At 65.4% G+C, this 14,199-nt stretch carries 16 protein-coding genes; 1 reads left to right on the top strand and 15 read right to left on the bottom strand.

Going from position 1 to position 14,199, the window contains the following annotated elements; all coding sequences use genetic code 11:
- Window position 1: 1 nt before the first annotated feature.
- On the bottom strand, window positions 2-1,798 hold the full coding sequence (locus tag IP86_RS10705; protein ID WP_197279754.1) for a phage tail tape measure protein: 1,797 nt from the start codon (window positions 1,796-1,798) through the stop codon (window positions 2-4).
- Window positions 1,799-1,960: 162 nt separating this feature from the next.
- Between IP86_RS10705 and IP86_RS29075 the strand changes: the two genes are divergently transcribed.
- A complete protein-coding gene (locus tag IP86_RS29075; RefSeq protein ID WP_197279756.1) occupies window positions 1,961-2,272 on the top strand; it encodes a hypothetical protein in 312 nt (103 codons plus the stop codon).
- 175 nt (window positions 2,273-2,447) lie between these two features.
- On the opposite strand, the gene IP86_RS10710 is transcribed toward IP86_RS29075, so the two are convergent.
- The 14 genes from IP86_RS10710 to IP86_RS10775 form a co-directional block, all read right to left on the bottom strand.
- Window positions 2,448-2,909 carry a phage tail assembly protein gene (locus tag IP86_RS10710; RefSeq protein WP_054162509.1) on the bottom strand — a complete coding sequence of 154 codons (462 nt, stop codon included), beginning with the start codon at window positions 2,907-2,909 and terminating at the stop codon, window positions 2,448-2,450.
- A 130-nt stretch (window positions 2,910-3,039) separates the two neighbouring features.
- A complete protein-coding gene (locus tag IP86_RS10715) occupies window positions 3,040-3,561 on the bottom strand; it encodes a phage major tail tube protein (protein ID WP_054162510.1) in 522 nt (173 codons plus the stop codon).
- Window positions 3,562-3,573: 12 nt separating this feature from the next.
- Window positions 3,574-5,031, bottom strand: a complete 1,458-nt coding sequence (locus IP86_RS10720) for a phage tail sheath protein (RefSeq protein ID WP_054162511.1) — start codon at window positions 5,029-5,031, stop codon at window positions 3,574-3,576.
- A gap of 95 nt (window positions 5,032-5,126) precedes the next feature.
- Window positions 5,127-5,591 carry a DUF4376 domain-containing protein gene (locus IP86_RS10725; RefSeq protein ID WP_054162512.1) on the bottom strand — a complete coding sequence of 155 codons (465 nt, stop codon included), beginning with the start codon at window positions 5,589-5,591 and terminating at the stop codon, window positions 5,127-5,129.
- A gap of 17 nt (window positions 5,592-5,608) precedes the next feature.
- Window positions 5,609-7,084 (bottom strand): hypothetical protein, encoded by a 1,476-nt coding sequence (locus tag IP86_RS10730; protein WP_054162513.1) that lies wholly within the window; start codon window positions 7,082-7,084, stop codon window positions 5,609-5,611.
- A gap of 22 nt (window positions 7,085-7,106) precedes the next feature.
- Window positions 7,107-7,304 (bottom strand): hypothetical protein, encoded by a 198-nt coding sequence (locus IP86_RS10735; RefSeq protein WP_054162514.1) that lies wholly within the window; start codon window positions 7,302-7,304, stop codon window positions 7,107-7,109.
- A 6-nt stretch (window positions 7,305-7,310) separates the two neighbouring features.
- Complete coding sequence (locus IP86_RS10740) at window positions 7,311-9,635, bottom strand: hypothetical protein (protein ID WP_054162515.1); 2,325 nt, start codon at window positions 9,633-9,635, stop codon at window positions 7,311-7,313.
- Between the two features lie 11 nt (window positions 9,636-9,646).
- Window positions 9,647-10,900 (bottom strand): phage tail protein I, encoded by a 1,254-nt coding sequence (locus IP86_RS10745; RefSeq protein ID WP_054162516.1) that lies wholly within the window; start codon window positions 10,898-10,900, stop codon window positions 9,647-9,649.
- Complete coding sequence (locus tag IP86_RS10750) at window positions 10,897-11,835, bottom strand: baseplate J/gp47 family protein (protein ID WP_054162517.1); 939 nt, start codon at window positions 11,833-11,835, stop codon at window positions 10,897-10,899. Before IP86_RS10750 ends, IP86_RS10745 begins: the two co-directional genes overlap by 4 nt.
- Window positions 11,832-12,248, bottom strand: a complete 417-nt coding sequence (locus IP86_RS10755) for an integrase (RefSeq protein ID WP_156332465.1) — start codon at window positions 12,246-12,248, stop codon at window positions 11,832-11,834. Before IP86_RS10755 ends, IP86_RS10750 begins: the two co-directional genes overlap by 4 nt.
- Before the next feature lie 6 nt (window positions 12,249-12,254).
- Entirely contained in the window at window positions 12,255-12,500 is a 246-nt protein-coding gene (locus tag IP86_RS10760) for a hypothetical protein (protein ID WP_054162519.1), read from the bottom strand.
- Between the two features lie 8 nt (window positions 12,501-12,508).
- Window positions 12,509-13,126, bottom strand: coding sequence for a hypothetical protein (locus tag IP86_RS10765; protein ID WP_054162520.1), 618 nt, complete (start codon window positions 13,124-13,126; stop codon window positions 12,509-12,511).
- On the bottom strand, window positions 13,123-13,707 hold the full coding sequence (locus IP86_RS10770) for a hypothetical protein (RefSeq protein WP_054162521.1): 585 nt from the start codon (window positions 13,705-13,707) through the stop codon (window positions 13,123-13,125). The genes IP86_RS10765 and IP86_RS10770 overlap by 4 nt, the downstream gene beginning before the upstream one ends.
- Complete coding sequence (locus IP86_RS10775; RefSeq protein ID WP_054162522.1) at window positions 13,704-14,198, bottom strand: phage virion morphogenesis family protein; 495 nt, start codon at window positions 14,196-14,198, stop codon at window positions 13,704-13,706. Before IP86_RS10775 ends, IP86_RS10770 begins: the two co-directional genes overlap by 4 nt.
- Window position 14,199 lies beyond the last annotated feature (1 nt).

The following is a 14,199-nucleotide window of genomic DNA, read 5'->3' on the forward strand; positions in this document are numbered from 1 at the left end:
GCTACACCGTCGCCGTATCGAAAAGAGCGGAGGAGCTGTCGCCAAGCTTGGCGAGCTGGCGGGCGATATCCTGGCCGATGCGGTTGCCGTCACGGCCGGCGCCGTTGACGATGATCGAGCCCACCTGGATGCCTCGGCCGCCCAGCGACGCGCGCTTGCCGCTCGGCGCAGCAGGCGCTGGCGTTGCAGGTGCCGGCGTGGCACCGCTGGACGGTGCTGCGCCCGCTGGGCCCGAGAAGCGCGGCGAGATCTGCGGCGACACTTGGAAATTCCACATGGCGCGGATCTGCTCGGCCGCCGACTTCGACTCTGCGACAGCCTTGGCGCTCTCGCTGGCCACAGCGCGGCTGATCCGCTGCATCGTGCCTTCGGCTTCGCTAGCCGCAGCCGGCGGCACCGGCGTAAAGTTGCGCGAATCCGAGGGCGTCCCGCCACGGCGGCCGAACTTCGGCGGTGTGAAGCTCGGTACAGGTGAATAGTTGCGAGGCTCCGGAACCGCGTTAGCGGCACCGCGCTCCGTCCGGTAGGCCCTCTGCTCGCGTTCCCACTGCGCGAGCGCCTTTGCATAGTTTTGCGATTGGAAGCGGCCCGAGAAGTCCGACATCTTCGGCTTGGCCGCAGTGAGCGCTGCGCGCGTTGCTTTCGCATGCTCGTAGCTCTGCATACGCCCCGCGTACTTGGATTTCGCGCCGGCCGGCTCGTCCGCGCGGGGCTTCTCAGGCTCTGCCGGCTTGCCGTCCTTCCCAAGGCCGAGCATCTTCTCGAACCGCTGCAACAACGCCTCGGTGATCGAATTAAAGGCACCGGTCGCGCCGGTGGCGCGGTTGATCTGGTTGGCGGCTTCGCTTGCCGCCGTCTTAATCCGTTCCCAGTGGTTGGCTGTCGTCGAAAGCTGAATGTCCAGGTTCGATTGCAGCGAGCCTTTCCAGTTCGCGGGATTGCGGACGAACTCGACTTGCTTCTTGATCTCCTCGATCGCCTGCGCGGCCCGCGCCGTCTCATCCTGCCAGCCCTGGCCGAAGATCGCGGACAGCACTTCGATCTTCTTGGTTTGCTCGAGCTTATTGATCGCCTCGAACACCTTCATGATGGTGCCCGTGGCGTCCGTCTTCATTCCGCTGGCGAGCGCCTTTGGATCGAACCCGAGCCGCTTCCATGCCTCTTTAACCTTGTCACCTTTGGCATTGGCGCCGGCCATGTCGAACACGAAGGAATTGAACCAACGCGAGGCGACTTCTTCCTGCATGCCCGTCGAGCGGATCGCCGTCAGGATCGCCAGGGTGTCGTCGTACTGCACACCGGCGGCCTTCGCCGCGGCACCCGAGCGATGAAACATCTCGACGATGTCGCGCTCCTTGGCAGCCGAGTTATCGCCCAGCGCATTGATCTTGTTCGCCAGATCATCGATCTGCGGCAGCGTCATCTCGGTGGCCGCGCGGATCTCCGCAATGCGTTGCGCAGTTTCGCGCGCGGTGGTGTCCCAACCCACCGAGGCCCGCGTCGTCAGCTCGACGAATTTGACAAGGTCGGACTTATCGATACCGGCTGCGCCGGCTTCCGCCGCCTGTTCGAACACCTCCGAGATCGAAAGACCGTAGCGGCGCGCGGTCGCGCGCAATTGCTTGTCCAGCTTACCGAGATCCTCGGGTGTCGCGTTGTTGACCTTCTTTCGAACCTCCGCCCAGGCCTTGTCCTGATCGACCACGGTCCGAACCGAATTGGCAGCGGTCCGATACGCCAGATAGCCGGCGCCGAGCACTCCGGTTGCGCGTGCGCCCATGCCGATGATGGCCGGCATCGCGCCGCCTTCGGCACGTCGTTGCGTCGACCGCGGCAGCACACCGCCTCCAGAGCCGCCTTGCGAAGCCGCGCGGCTCTCGTCGCGGACACGACGCATACTTCGGGCCAACCGCTCGGACTGAGCCGTCGCGTTGCGCAAGCCGCGAACGAGCCGATCGACGTGTCCGCCGTCGAGCTGACGAAGCTGAGTGTTGAACTGCGCCAGCGCCTTCATGCCGGCAGTGGCTTCGGTCCGCGCGCGGGCGAGATCGCGCCCGAGCCGATCCGCCTTGGCGGCTTCGAGCTTACGAGCGCCTGCCGCCGTCTTCTGCAGGGCCGCGTCGGCGCCCTTGGCCTCTGTCTTCGTCTTCGCGAGATCGGCCGCGAGCTTGCCGGCCTTGGCGCCGTCGAGCTTCTTGGCAGCTGCGCCGACGTTCTCCAGCTCCCGCTTGGCCTCCTTGGCGGGGCCGCCGAGCTGATTGACCAGGCGTAGCCGGAGCGAGACGTCGAGATTGCTCATGATCCCCTCAGGTGGCCCCAGGTCTCGCGGTCGATATCAGCTGCCTCGCTCCACCACAGCAGCACCTCATCCCAACTCATCGCCATCACGGCGGGCAGCGGAGTAGACAGCACCGCGGCCACGCGAGCCGCGAAGCTGCGCCAGTGCTTCAGTCCGAGGTAAAGCCGAACGCCGTCCGCAGTGACCGGGGCAAAAAATCGGCACCGGCCTCCATCATGGCCTCGCCATCGTCAGCATCCATGCCGCGCAACACCGCCGCCGGCAGCCCGGTCATCTCGGCGTAGATCTCGTAGAGATCGCCGTGCCGCTTCTCGCTGACCAGCTTGTCGACATCGACCATCGCCAAGCGGCGAACGGTGATCTCGGAGACGCTGGCGCCGTTCCAATCGAACGGCTGTGTCAGCGGAAACACCTTGCGGCGTTCGCCAGCGAAGTCGAGGATTGCCACGGGCGGCGGCACGGCGGCCGGCTTGTCCGCAGCGGCTTGCGTAGCACCTGACGGCTGCGAAGTCTCGCCGACCTTGCGCTGATAGTCCGGTGATCCCGGCGGCGGCGTAACCGGCTTCAGCGCCGGTTCGCCATCGACCGGCGGCGGCAGATCCTCGCGCATTGAACGCTCCTTTAAAGGCACGCAAACTGGTTGCCGGTACTCTCCCGGCTGTCACGCCCACGGTGTCGCGCTGTTGCTCGCGGATGGTATTGCCGCTCACGCTGGGACAGGACGTTTGCCCGCTGCCTCGTCACCCCGTGATCCGCAGGATGCGGTTTTCGAGGTCGGAGTTCGCGCTCGCCAGATAGCCGCGCCGCATGTTGGTTTTGAACCGGTACGCCGCGATGATGCCGTAGCCTTCGATCACGTCCTCGTAGTCGGTGATCGAGCCGATGTGGTAGGCGTAGCCGTTGACGCCGCGGCCCTTCATCTCGTCCGGATCGGACTCCTGGAAAAGCCCGCGCATCGTGATGATCCGCTCGCGCCGGGTGCCGTCCATCTCGTCGACCATCAGCTCGTAGACCGTGTAGAGCTTGCTTTCGCCGAGCGAGAGGCCGAACTGACCGAGCACCGAAGGCGGCGCGCCCTTCAGATTGAACTGCAGCTTGAGCTGCTCGATCGCCCCGATCGGCACGTCCAGCTTCATGATGCCGCCACCGGGCAGATGATCTTCGGTGATGGCCTTGGGCTGCGGCAGCTTGTAGCTGGCGAGCGAGAGCCAGGTGTTGATGCCCTCGGCGTACAGGTTGCCGGCTTTGCGGACGAATTCCATGGCGGGGCTCCCTTAGGCCGCGAGCGCTTCGTAGCCACCCAGCGCGCGCTGGATGTCGGAGGCGAGGATGTCGAAAGCGCTGATGTAGGGCCGCATGCCGAACACCATGTCCGAGATGATCGGCGTGTTCTCGTGCGGCAGCTCGATCCGCAGGATGCCTTGGCGCATGTTGGCGTTGGGGTTGAGCGCACGGTCGAAATAGCGCGTGTACCCCAGCACGGCGCCGAGACCGACCAGCTCGTCGAGGAAGTACTCGACGGTCTTGACGATCTGCAGCGCATTGTGGGCGGTGAAATTCTCACCGCGCCACTTGCGGACAGCCTGCGGCAGCGAGGCACGGATCGCATTCTCGGTCCGCACCTTGTTGATGAAGCGCCAGTTGCTGTCGTTGGACAGCGTCTCGGAGCCGAACAGCTCCTTGCCCTCAATGAAGGTGTTGATGCCCTGATTGATCAGGAAGTTCGCCTCGTGATCCTGCTCGCCGTCGTAGTAGGAGATCGGCCGCGCGGTGCCGACGATCGCCGACGAGGTCTGATTTTCCGGCGACCAATACGGCCCGCCGCGCTCCCGATCGCGCTTGGCGAACAACGCCGCCACCGTGGTCGACGCCGGCCGGGTCAGGATGGTGTCGTCGGAGCCGTCGAGCACGGCGAAGCGCCGCACAGCTGGGTCGATCGCGTAGAGATAGCGGCCATTGTCACGCTTCAGCCGCTCGGCCCACAGCGCGGCTTCCGTTCGTGTCAGGTTGGGAGCGTCGATCGGACTGATGCCGAGCACGCGCTTGGCGACGGCCGAGTTCGCGAGCGCGACCGGGTTGGCGACCGGGCCGACCGAGACGGTGCCAGCCGCGCCGGTGCCGTCGCCCGTGATGGTCATCGTGCAGGTGTTCGGGATGCCGAAGCCGGCATCGTCGATCACGACGTCGACCTTGCCGCCCGTCACCACGCAATGCCCCTTCGGCACGACCACTGCACCGGCGGCCGTGAACGTCACTTCGGCGTGCGTGTAGTCCTGGCCTCGATTGGTCATCACTGCGACCGTTGCGCCGATCGGCGACTCGTTGCAGTAGCCCGGCGTGATGATGATGCCGGGCCGAACAGTGGTCTCGGCGCGCGCGTTCAGCAGCCCCCAGACGCCTGTCCGGTCGGACGGGTCGCCGATGATGGCGCCGAGCTGCTCGTTCCGCGCCGACTCCTTGGCCACCCGCCGGACGATGATGCTGGCGTTGATGCCTTCGGACAGGATGTCGTCGATCGCCATCGACAGCTCGCCGGCATCGCCCAGCGTGGCGATCTTGTCGGCCTCGTCGCCGTACAGATGAACGTTGGTTTCCAGCGGGAAGATCGACGGGTTGGCCTCGGCGGCCGGTGCCACAATGGCGATTGTCGAAAAGTCCGGGACCTGGACTGTGCGGGCGTCTTCGCCCGCGTCGACAAATCGGACGCCGTGGTTCTTCGTCAGCGCAGCCATTGCGTGGGGCCCCTTGACCTGAGATCGGATCGGGGTGACCCTATGGGCCGCAGACGTAATGAGGGCCGCTGACAGGTGTCAGCGGCCCTTTTGTATCAGCTGAAAGTGGCGTCCACCTGTGCGGTGGTGGTGATGATGCCGATGCCGATCTGGTCCTTAATCCATCGGGCCTTGAAGATCAGCTCTTGTTTTCGCGCAGCCTGCGCCTTGCCGAGCTCGATCACCGTAGGCGCATCCATCAGCACCTTGGAATTGTCCATCGCAATCCACTCGAAATCGGCGTTCGGATCGGACCAGCGATAGTTGCCCGGCTGCGCCCCGGCCGCCAGAGCCAGAGATGCCATCAGCGCCGCTCCGATGATGTTTTCCCGATCGGTCGGGCGCGTCTGATAGACCACCCCGTCGAAGGTCACGCCACCGTCGATCAGTTCGTCGCGGCGGGTCATGGCATGCGCCACGAGCTCAAGCGTCGCCCGAGCATCGGACGCTGCGGTGTCGATTGCGCATTGCGCCAGATCGTCGGCCGTTAGCGGGATCATCAGGCCGTCGACCAACTTCATCGTCCCAGCGTCGGGCATCACCTGACTCCGTAAAGCGAGAATTCGCCTGCTGCCACATTTCCGTCTGACGAGAAGTACGTCAGGCCGTCGCATCCTCCAGCCATCTGAAGGCCAAGCACACCTGGATAGACCGCCGCGTGCGGGTTCATTTGAGCCGTGAACAATCTTCCGCTTTTGTAAAGATTGCCGGTGTCAGCGAAAGCTGGAAATTCAGCCCGCAGGTTCATGTTTGAACCGGCTCCGGTATTGCTGCCGCTATCCATCAACGCCCATGACGTCTCGCTGTTGGTGCCCCAATCGAACGAGATCGCGGACGCGTTGATGAACGGAAATCCGTATTGATAGCCTGCGGTGATGTCGGCCCCACCCTGTCGAGCTCTCAGGCGCGGAGAGGTCCCGGGTTTAGAATGGGTGACACCACGAGCGGCGAAGATAATCTCGCGAAAATCCGTCGAGACTCCGGCTGTGAACGAAACCGCTGCAACCGGCGCCGAGACGATTTGGCGAGCGATCAAGACCTTGCCGGTTGCACGACCGAAGGTTCGAAGTCCTCCAGCTTCAGCAACGATGCGGCAGCCCTCGCCGGGGTAAAGTTTGATGCTCGGAGCGCCATCGATCGTCAATCCGCTCGGCACGCCATTGAGCGTCCAGATCCCGGTCAGCGCATTGTCATTGCGAACGAACAGTTCCCAGCCGACGCCCAGATTGGCGATCGTGTCGAAGCTGAGCGTAGCCGTCCCCTGCAGGATCAGCGACCTGCCGATATCGGCGGCGCTGGCAGCGTAGTTAGCCGACTTGATCGCGGGCGCAACCCGGATGTTCTTCCGCGTCTGCGCGACAGCCGGCGCGCTCAGCGCCTGATCAACGTCGGTCCGCAACCTGTTGGCCAGCGCTTCGAGAACCGCACTTCCGAAGTTCGCATCGTTGTTCAGCGCCGCGGCCAGCTCGTTGATCTGGTCCAGTGAGGGGCCGGCGCCATTGACCAGGTCGTTGCGCATCGCGAGCAGCGCCGCCATCGTGGCGATCTGGTTGGTGCTGGTCCCGAGCGCTGCGGTCGGCGCGGTCGGTACGCCGGTGAGATGCGGATTGGCCGACGGGGCTTTGGCTGTATCCAACGCAACGATCAGCGCGAGCAGCTTCGCCAGCGTGTCTCCGTCCGCTGCTACGCCGCCGCGCAGATCCGAGAGGATGGCAGCACGGCGCATCGGTGTCAGGAACTGGCGCCCGTCGGGTTCTTCTTCCACCGCGGACGCAGGGACGCCTTCGCGGTAATTCGTCAGAAGCGCCTCGATCTCGGCCGCACGAGGCGAGATCTCCTGTTCGATGACGCGAAGGACCCGCGCCACTAGCGTATCGGCACCGTTTCCGAGCGAGTCCAGTGCACGCTCAATGGCATCGAGCCGCATGTCGACATCCTGACGAAAGGCATTTTCTTTCTTCAGGATCTCGTCGACCTTGCCGACGCGGTATTTGGTCTCGAATTCGCGCGCCATTTAACGGCCCCTGCGGGTGGCTTCAAACCGGGGTGTAGCCGATGACCTTCGACGCATCGTCGGTCTCCAGCAGCTTCTTGAGCAGCGCACCGGTGACTTGCGTCTCCGACTGCTGGCCGAAGCCGACGCCGAGCGCCTTGAAGCGCGCCGACACCTGTACGGCGTAGTAGGCTTCGTCCGCGATCGCGGGGGCTTCGGTGATGCTCTTCTTGCTCGCCATGGTGGTTTACTCCGTCGTCTGGACGCGGCGTTCGACGTGATACGTCACGCGCGGGTTGTTGGTGGTGCCGAGGAAGTCGATCTTGCAGGTGCTGATGCCCGGCGCCGCGAAGCTGAAGGTCCAGATCTTCTCGACCGCATCGGCCCTCACCAAGCCGTCGGCGCCAATCACCGGCTTGGTCTCGACGGCATCATGAGTCTTGAGGGTCGCGTACCCGGCCCCATAGGCGAGCCGCGCCGCGAGGGCGTGGCGCGCGGCATCCCAGGCGCCGATCGTCGCCTTGACGTAGATCGTCTCGATCGAGCTGCCGAAGGCGAGCACCGAGGAGATGTGCCGCAGATCGTCGTCCGCTCGGAACAGTTCGACCTCGCTGGAGCCCATGTCCAGGATCGGCATGGCCCACTGATTGCCGTTCAACACCACGCGGAAATCGTAGTAAGGCGTGACGCCAGAGCCGAACAGCGTATCGTCCCCCTCGGGCGCCTCGATCGGCCGCCAAGCGCCGCCGACCTGGAGCTGGAAGGTGCGGCTGGAATTCTGCGGCACCACTTCGGCATTTCGGATGCGGATGTTGTGGATCCCGCCGTCGAGATTGACGCCCTGCAGCAGCACGGTCAGCGAGGTCAGGGAGAACTGGCAGAACTCGGTGACATGGCAGAGGTCGCGGGTGAGATCGCCGACGAAGAACGCACCGTCCGTCGTCTCGAAATAGTTGCCGGACAGGAATTTCTGCCCCTCCGCATAGGCGACGGTGACGTCCCCCGTGGTGGCGAACAAATAGGCGTAGCGCTTGCCCGATTCGAGAAACACGGGCGTCGCCCAGGGAATGCGCGTCTCCTCCGGAAAAACCTTGAACTGCGATGCGGCAAGCGTGGTCTTCTTCAGCATCCGGCCCGGCAGCGGCACTCCGGTCTCGGCGCACTCGACCAGCGCAACGGTGACCTCGGCGCCGGTCGACCAAGACTCGATCGCCAGCCGCATGCCGGGCGACCAGCGGTTCTGCGACTGCAGCCAGCTTTGCGACTTGAGCACGCCCTGGATGGTGTGCGCGACCGGCGCATAGACGTCGTACGGGACCTTGACCGTCGTGTTCCAGAATTTGCGGAGGCGAACGAACGTATGGTTCAGCGCGTTTCCGGCGTAGTCCGCGATCGTGTAGTCGCCGACCTCGTACGTCTCCTCGCCGATCCGGAAGACGCCCTTTGCGGGATCGTATTGACCGCTCGACCACCACGCGGAGTTCGAACAGACCTGGAAGTAGTCGCCATAAGCCGTCTCCTGCCGGCTCATCAGCATCTGCGTCAGTTCCATGGTCTGGTAGACCGTGCCGCCCAGCGGCGTCGATCCAGCGCGCTCCCACAGCCGGATGCCGTCGACCGCGGTGTAACGCGGGCAGATCAGGCCGGCGTTGGCATGCATCAGATTGCCGTCGTTGGCATTGTACAGAGCCAACGGCCCCTTCCATTGGTTGGCTGCTGGGAAGCGAATGCCTTCGAGCACCCGGGCCTTGTAGTCGACGTTGGCCGCATCGCTCTCGCGCTCGTCCAGGAAGTTGTCGGCGCTGTAGGGCGAACCTGTGTCGGGGATATCGAGCCGATCCTTGATGGCGGCGATGTCGCCCTGCATCGCCTGGACGGTGATGCGCGACACGCTCGATTTGAACAGCCGCGCCAGTGCCGCGAGATCGTTGCGCAAACCGGCCATCTCTTGGTCGACCAGGCCGAGTCGGACAGTGACCGCCGTGTAAGCGGCAGCCAGCGCATCCAGCTCGGGAGCCTCGTTGGCGGTCCGCATCGCGATGCTCTCGATGCCGCCGGTTCCGATCAGAATATCGGCGATCGCCACAGTGCCGAGCGGGATCGAGGGCTTGACCGGCGTCAGCGCCGGTGCGCCGGGATAAAGCGTCAGGATCGCATTGCGCACCTTGGCCCGGGCGCCGGTCTGGGGCACCTGCTGGATCGCGGTGCCGCCACCTGACTGTGGCACCTCACGTTCGTAGTTGCGGGCTTCGACGTATCCGTCGTCCTCGCGGCCCTGGCCGATCAGCGTGACGTAGACTTTCTGGCCGGCGGTGATCGGAACGAACTCGTCGACCGCCATCTCCAGCCCGGCTTCAAGCGCGAACATCGCGCCGCTATCGTAGATGCGGCCGGGAGCGACCTCGATCGCTGCAGCGCCCGAGGCAAGTGCAGTGAACCCCTTGTACATCCGGCCGGAGACGAGCAGGTCATCGGTGAGCTGCGTGATGCCCTGCTGGGGCCACTGGCCCATCCGCTCCAGATCTTCTTCGGTGCCTTCCTGATCGATGTCCCAGGTTGCGCGTTTGTACATGGTCGCTCCTTTCAGCGGCGAATGACGGCGCCGAACCGCACGTCGTCGGACAACCTCGCGAGGTCGCCGTACGTGATCGGCCGGACGGAGTTGATGTCGAGATAGACGGTGTCGCGCGCGGCCTGAGTGACGGCGAGCGCGTTGAGAACTTCCACGACGCGAGGCTCGGGCCCCGATCGCAGATAGCGGCCAAGCGGGAAGCCTGATTTCGGCGTGGTGCCGAGATGCGCCAGAACGGCCGCTGTGAAGCGTGCGCGCCGGATACGGGTGCGGCCGATGCGATTGCGCATTCGGCCGAGCGCAGCCGAAGTTCCATCGGCGAGACGGATCGACAAATAAGCTTGCTCGTCGGCCTGGTTCGGACGGATGCCGCGGCCTCTCAATCGACGGCCGACGAACCAGCCTCGGCCGCCGGGCTGCGGCTCCCACAGCTTGCGCGGCGTCGCATCGAGCGGTGTCAGGCCCGGTGACATCACGGCGGGGATGAACTGATCGCCGCCGGCCGTGAAGTTGAGCGCGATGACGCGCTGGCCTGCGAGTTTGCCGTCGGCGACAAACCGCCCGCGCAGGCCCTTGCCGACCTGGAACGTGCTTCGCCGCGGCCCCGGAATGATCAACCGCTCGGGATCGGACAACAGGCGGCCTGAGGCGTCGATCCGCACACCGGCGAATACCAGCCGCTGTACCGTGCCGCCCTTGCGCAGCTCCGGCCGCCAGCGGCCCAGCACGACAGCCGCGGCGGAGCGCGCGACAAAGCGGCGGCCGACATAGCGGCCCTTCAAGGTCCGTTGAACGATCGTTCCGCCGTCCGTCAGAAACGGCACCGGCAGGTAGCGTGTCAGCCTGTCTGCCACGTAGATGCGGATCTCGGGCAGACCAGCCAGCCAGCGATCATGCGATTCCTTGGTCGGGGCCGCACCGATGAAGAACGCGTGGCGCGGCAACCGGGCCCGCACGAACTCGGCATCGACATAGCCGAGCGCCATCCGATAGCCGAGGACCGTGGTCTTGGCCTCGTGATAAGCGGGCGACTCGGCGATCACCTGGCGCTTGCGGTGCTCGGGCCACTCGCTCTTCCAGAAATCCACCGACCACGCCCAGGCGAGCAGCGGCAACTGATCTGCCGGACACGTCCACGGGTCCCACAGCGTTCTTAGCTTTGCGGCCTCGGCGAACAGCACGGGCCAGCGCTCGGCGTTGACCAGACTGTGGCTGCGCTCGGCATCGCCGATGGTCGGCTGTATCGGGGTGAAATCGACGCTCATCCGTCGATCCCCCAGCTCACCGTAATCGAGGAAATGTACGGCGCGCCGTCAGCTCCGCCGCTGACGTCGCCGAGGGGCGCGAGCACGTCGACTTTCCGCACAGCGCCCGACTTGGCGACGGCGCCGATCGCCTGCGCATGCAGGGTCTCGCCGATCTTGTGTCGCTCGGCACCTAGCGCGGCAATCGCCGTGGTGGCGTAGGCAACGGCGGCGGCCGGATCGGGCCCGTTGGGCACCCACAGTTTGACTGCTGCCGGCGTCTCGATGATGCGCGCCGGCCGCACCGTGACGATGTCGGTCGACTGCGATCCGGCCTCGCCGTCGAAGGCGCCCTGGATATCGCCGATCAGCGTCTCCGCCGGCGTGCCGTCGCCGGCGCGCCCGAGGATGTACAGGTCCATCTGTCCGCCCGGCCGGCGGAGCGGCCGCACGTCCTTGACGCGGTCGCCATAGAGCTTGCGGATGCGCCAGACGTAGCCGCCGGGCGTGATCCCGTACAACGGTCGGGCCTCGTCCGAGAGCTGGGCCCGGAAGCGCAGTTCGTCGTCGCTTTCAAGCACCTCGGCCGTGCTGTCCGTCGCGGGTGAGATGATCAGCGGATCGGTCGCTTTGTAGGTGACCGCGAGGTGCCGCAGATCGGCTCCGACCGCGGTCGCCAGCCGCAGCGCGTTGGCGTGATCGTTGATCGTCTGCTCGATCATCGTCTCGCCGTGCGCAAACTCTTGCTCGAGCACGGCGTTGGTGTCGAACTGCGTCAGCGGATTGCCGTCGGCGTCGATCACATCAAACGCCGGCAGCGTCGGGTCTTTGACCCGCGCGGCGTCCCAGCGCGCCTTGAAGGCCAGCAGACGCCTCCGCAGCGTAGCCTCGTAGTCGATATCGACCAGCGTAGGCGCGCCGAGGCGCGAGAGATCGAGGGATGCCGCGGTGCTCATGTGCTCACCGCCGCGGAGCCGCGCGCCAGTGCCGTCACCGGCACACGCAGATCCGCGTCCTCTTCCACTGAGTAATCGCCGAGGTGTCCATAGGGATAGAACTTGCAGGCGAGCATGAAGCCGACCGCGCCGCCACGGCCGTCGATGATCCACGGCTGGAGGTTGCGGATACGGATGCCTGGCTCTTGGCTGTGCACCGCCGTCACCATCTCCGCATAGGCGCGCAGCAGGTTGACCGCCGTGAGGTTCTCGCCGCGCAGCGGGGCCAGATCTGCGCCGAGATCGAGCCGCATCACCCGCGTGCCGATGCGCGTGGCGAGTATCCGCCGCACGCAATGCTCGGCGTGCGCCCGGCCGCGCAATATGCGGCCGGTGCGTGCGTCGAGACCTGTTCGGGTGGTGCGTTCAGCCACGGGCGATTACTTCCGCTTCTTGCCGGTGGCCTCGGTGTCGGCGGCGGAGAGCCGGCGCTCGACGTCCTCGTCGATCGTGACCGTCGCCACGACCTTCGGCGCGGCATCGTCCTTCACTGGCTCGATGCCGCCCCAGCCGGCTTCGTTTTGATACTCGCGGTCGGTCAGTGCGACGATCTCGCCTTCCTTGCGCATGCGTCCACCGATCGGTCGCTTGGTGGTGATGCGGTAGCTTTTCTTCTCGTCCGGCATGGTGTGACTTACTCCGCCTTTGCCTTGACCAGCTTCGCCGGTCCGTCCTCGGTGGTGACCTTCGCGGTCGCCTTCTGGTTTTTGCTTTCGACGCCGATGTTCCAAGGCTTGGCGCCCGTCGCGACGATGTAGCCGTCGCCGTCGGCAACCAGGTTGACAGCTTCGCTGGTGAGTTCGAGCTCGTTGCCGCCGACCTTCAGGGAAATGAGCCCGTCCTTGACCACGAATTTCGACTTGCCGATTTCGAGCACGAGATCCTCGTCACCCTTCGGCGCGGGGTGGTCGTCGTCGAACGGTGCGCGGATCACCTGCGAACCGCCGCCGATGACGCCGGACGGCGACAGCAGCGTGAAGCTCTCACCCTCGGCCGGCTTGACCTTGATCTTGAGATTGCCAGCGGCGACCGGCTGCACGGTCACCCACGGCGATTCCACCGGCTTGTCATCCGCGTCGCGGCCGAGTTCGAGCTTCACCTGCCAGTCGTCGCCTTGCTTACGGATGCCGTCCTTGATCACCTTACCGCGCATCACCACGCGCGCGACGCGCTGGTCCACCTCGACGATCCGCCTTTCGAGACCGCGGAGATAGCGCTTGAGCGCGAGGACATCAGGATCGACGATGGTCATACCGGCGCTCCGTCGCTGGCATCGACCGGCTCGCCATCGAAATCGGTGATCTGCGGCGCGGGAATCGCCGGCTTGACCAGCGGGCTCTCGACGATGCCGGACAGCGTCTGCGACCAGGTCGCCACGTAGTAGGCGGACCCGCGCGCGTACACTTCGCTGGTGAACAGCGGCCTGGCCTCGACCTTCTGCGGCGAGCCGATGTTCGTGAGGCCGAACCGCTGCGCGTCGAGATCTCCGAGGATCGCCAGCACGCCTTGGGAGAGCGCGTGCGCGATCTCCTGGCGGCGCACCGCCCGGCCGCCGATCGCCATGTCCTCCGTCACGATGTAGACGGCCGGCTCGATTTCGAGCGCCCATGAGCCGTCGAGGTCGCCGTCGAGCTTCCAGCGTGTCGCCGCCACCGCCAGCATCGGCGGCGTGAAGATGTCCTTCTCGATGATGTCCGAGACGTCGATCCGCCCCGGATGCTGGCGGACCGTGATGTCCGGAAACAGCGTCTTCAACGACGCCTCAACGGCATCGAGATAACGCTTCAAAGGCGCGAGTTCGAGCAGTTGCGCGAGCGTCGCCGGCGCGATCATTGGCCGCCCCCGAGCTGCCGGGCCACGAAGGCGGTGGCGAGCTTGTCGATCTTCTCGGCGTCCTCGGCCGACACGCCGACAACCGGCCGCGCCGGGATGGTGACGGTCTTCTTGCTGACGTGACGGCCGCCGACCACGAAGGACAGGAGCGGCGCGTTCTTGGCGCTGATCACCGCGCCATCCTGATGGACGTGCGCGTACTCCCACGACAGGCCGGCTTCGGTTTCAGTGGCCGATGCCGTCCAGGCGACCGAACCGAGCATGTGCTGGCCGGTCCGCATCAGGATCGACGTGCCTTCGAGATTGGCCGGCCAGGCCGAACCGTCCGGAGCCGTCTTGGTCGTGGTGATGCGCTCACGCATCGAGAATTCGAACCGCGCGCCGATGTCTGACATCAGCGGCTCGGTGTTGACGTTGTCGAGCCCGCCCAGCCGCGCGAGCGCCGAGGTCAGGTCCGAAATATCGACTTCGATGCGAACGCCGGTGTCCATC

It is taken from the genome of Rhodopseudomonas sp. AAP120, assembly GCF_001295845.1.
Taxonomy (GTDB): Bacteria; Pseudomonadota; Alphaproteobacteria; order Rhizobiales; family Xanthobacteraceae; genus Rhodopseudomonas.

What these genes read in the sequence shown, in the direction of transcription:
- IP86_RS10705 (WP_197279754.1), bottom strand. Translation starts at nt 1,798, where the DNA reads ATGCCGGCCATCATCGGCATGGGCGCACGCGCAACCGGAGTGCTCGGC.
- IP86_RS10710 (WP_054162509.1), bottom strand. Translation starts at nt 2,909, where the DNA reads ATGCGCGAGGATCTGCCGCCGCCGGTCGATGGCGAACCGGCGCTGAAG.
- IP86_RS10715 (WP_054162510.1), bottom strand. Translation starts at nt 3,561, where the DNA reads ATGGAATTCGTCCGCAAAGCCGGCAACCTGTACGCCGAGGGCATCAAC.
- IP86_RS10720 (WP_054162511.1), bottom strand. Translation starts at nt 5,031, where the DNA reads ATGGCTGCGCTGACGAAGAACCACGGCGTCCGATTTGTCGACGCGGGC.
- IP86_RS10725 (WP_054162512.1), bottom strand. Translation starts at nt 5,591, where the DNA reads ATGAAGTTGGTCGACGGCCTGATGATCCCGCTAACGGCCGACGATCTG.
- IP86_RS10730 (WP_054162513.1), bottom strand. Translation starts at nt 7,084, where the DNA reads ATGGCGCGCGAATTCGAGACCAAATACCGCGTCGGCAAGGTCGACGAG.
- IP86_RS10735 (WP_054162514.1), bottom strand. Translation starts at nt 7,304, where the DNA reads ATGGCGAGCAAGAAGAGCATCACCGAAGCCCCCGCGATCGCGGACGAA.
- IP86_RS10740 (WP_054162515.1), bottom strand. Translation starts at nt 9,635, where the DNA reads ATGTACAAACGCGCAACCTGGGACATCGATCAGGAAGGCACCGAAGAA.
- IP86_RS10745 (WP_054162516.1), bottom strand. Translation starts at nt 10,900, where the DNA reads ATGAGCGTCGATTTCACCCCGATACAGCCGACCATCGGCGATGCCGAG.
- IP86_RS10750 (WP_054162517.1), bottom strand. Translation starts at nt 11,835, where the DNA reads ATGAGCACCGCGGCATCCCTCGATCTCTCGCGCCTCGGCGCGCCTACG.
- IP86_RS10760 (WP_054162519.1), bottom strand. Translation starts at nt 12,500, where the DNA reads ATGCCGGACGAGAAGAAAAGCTACCGCATCACCACCAAGCGACCGATC.
- IP86_RS10765 (WP_054162520.1), bottom strand. Translation starts at nt 13,126, where the DNA reads ATGACCATCGTCGATCCTGATGTCCTCGCGCTCAAGCGCTATCTCCGC.
- IP86_RS10770 (WP_054162521.1), bottom strand. Translation starts at nt 13,707, where the DNA reads ATGATCGCGCCGGCGACGCTCGCGCAACTGCTCGAACTCGCGCCTTTG.
- IP86_RS10775 (WP_054162522.1), bottom strand. Translation starts at nt 14,198, where the DNA reads ATGGACACCGGCGTTCGCATCGAAGTCGATATTTCGGACCTGACCTCG.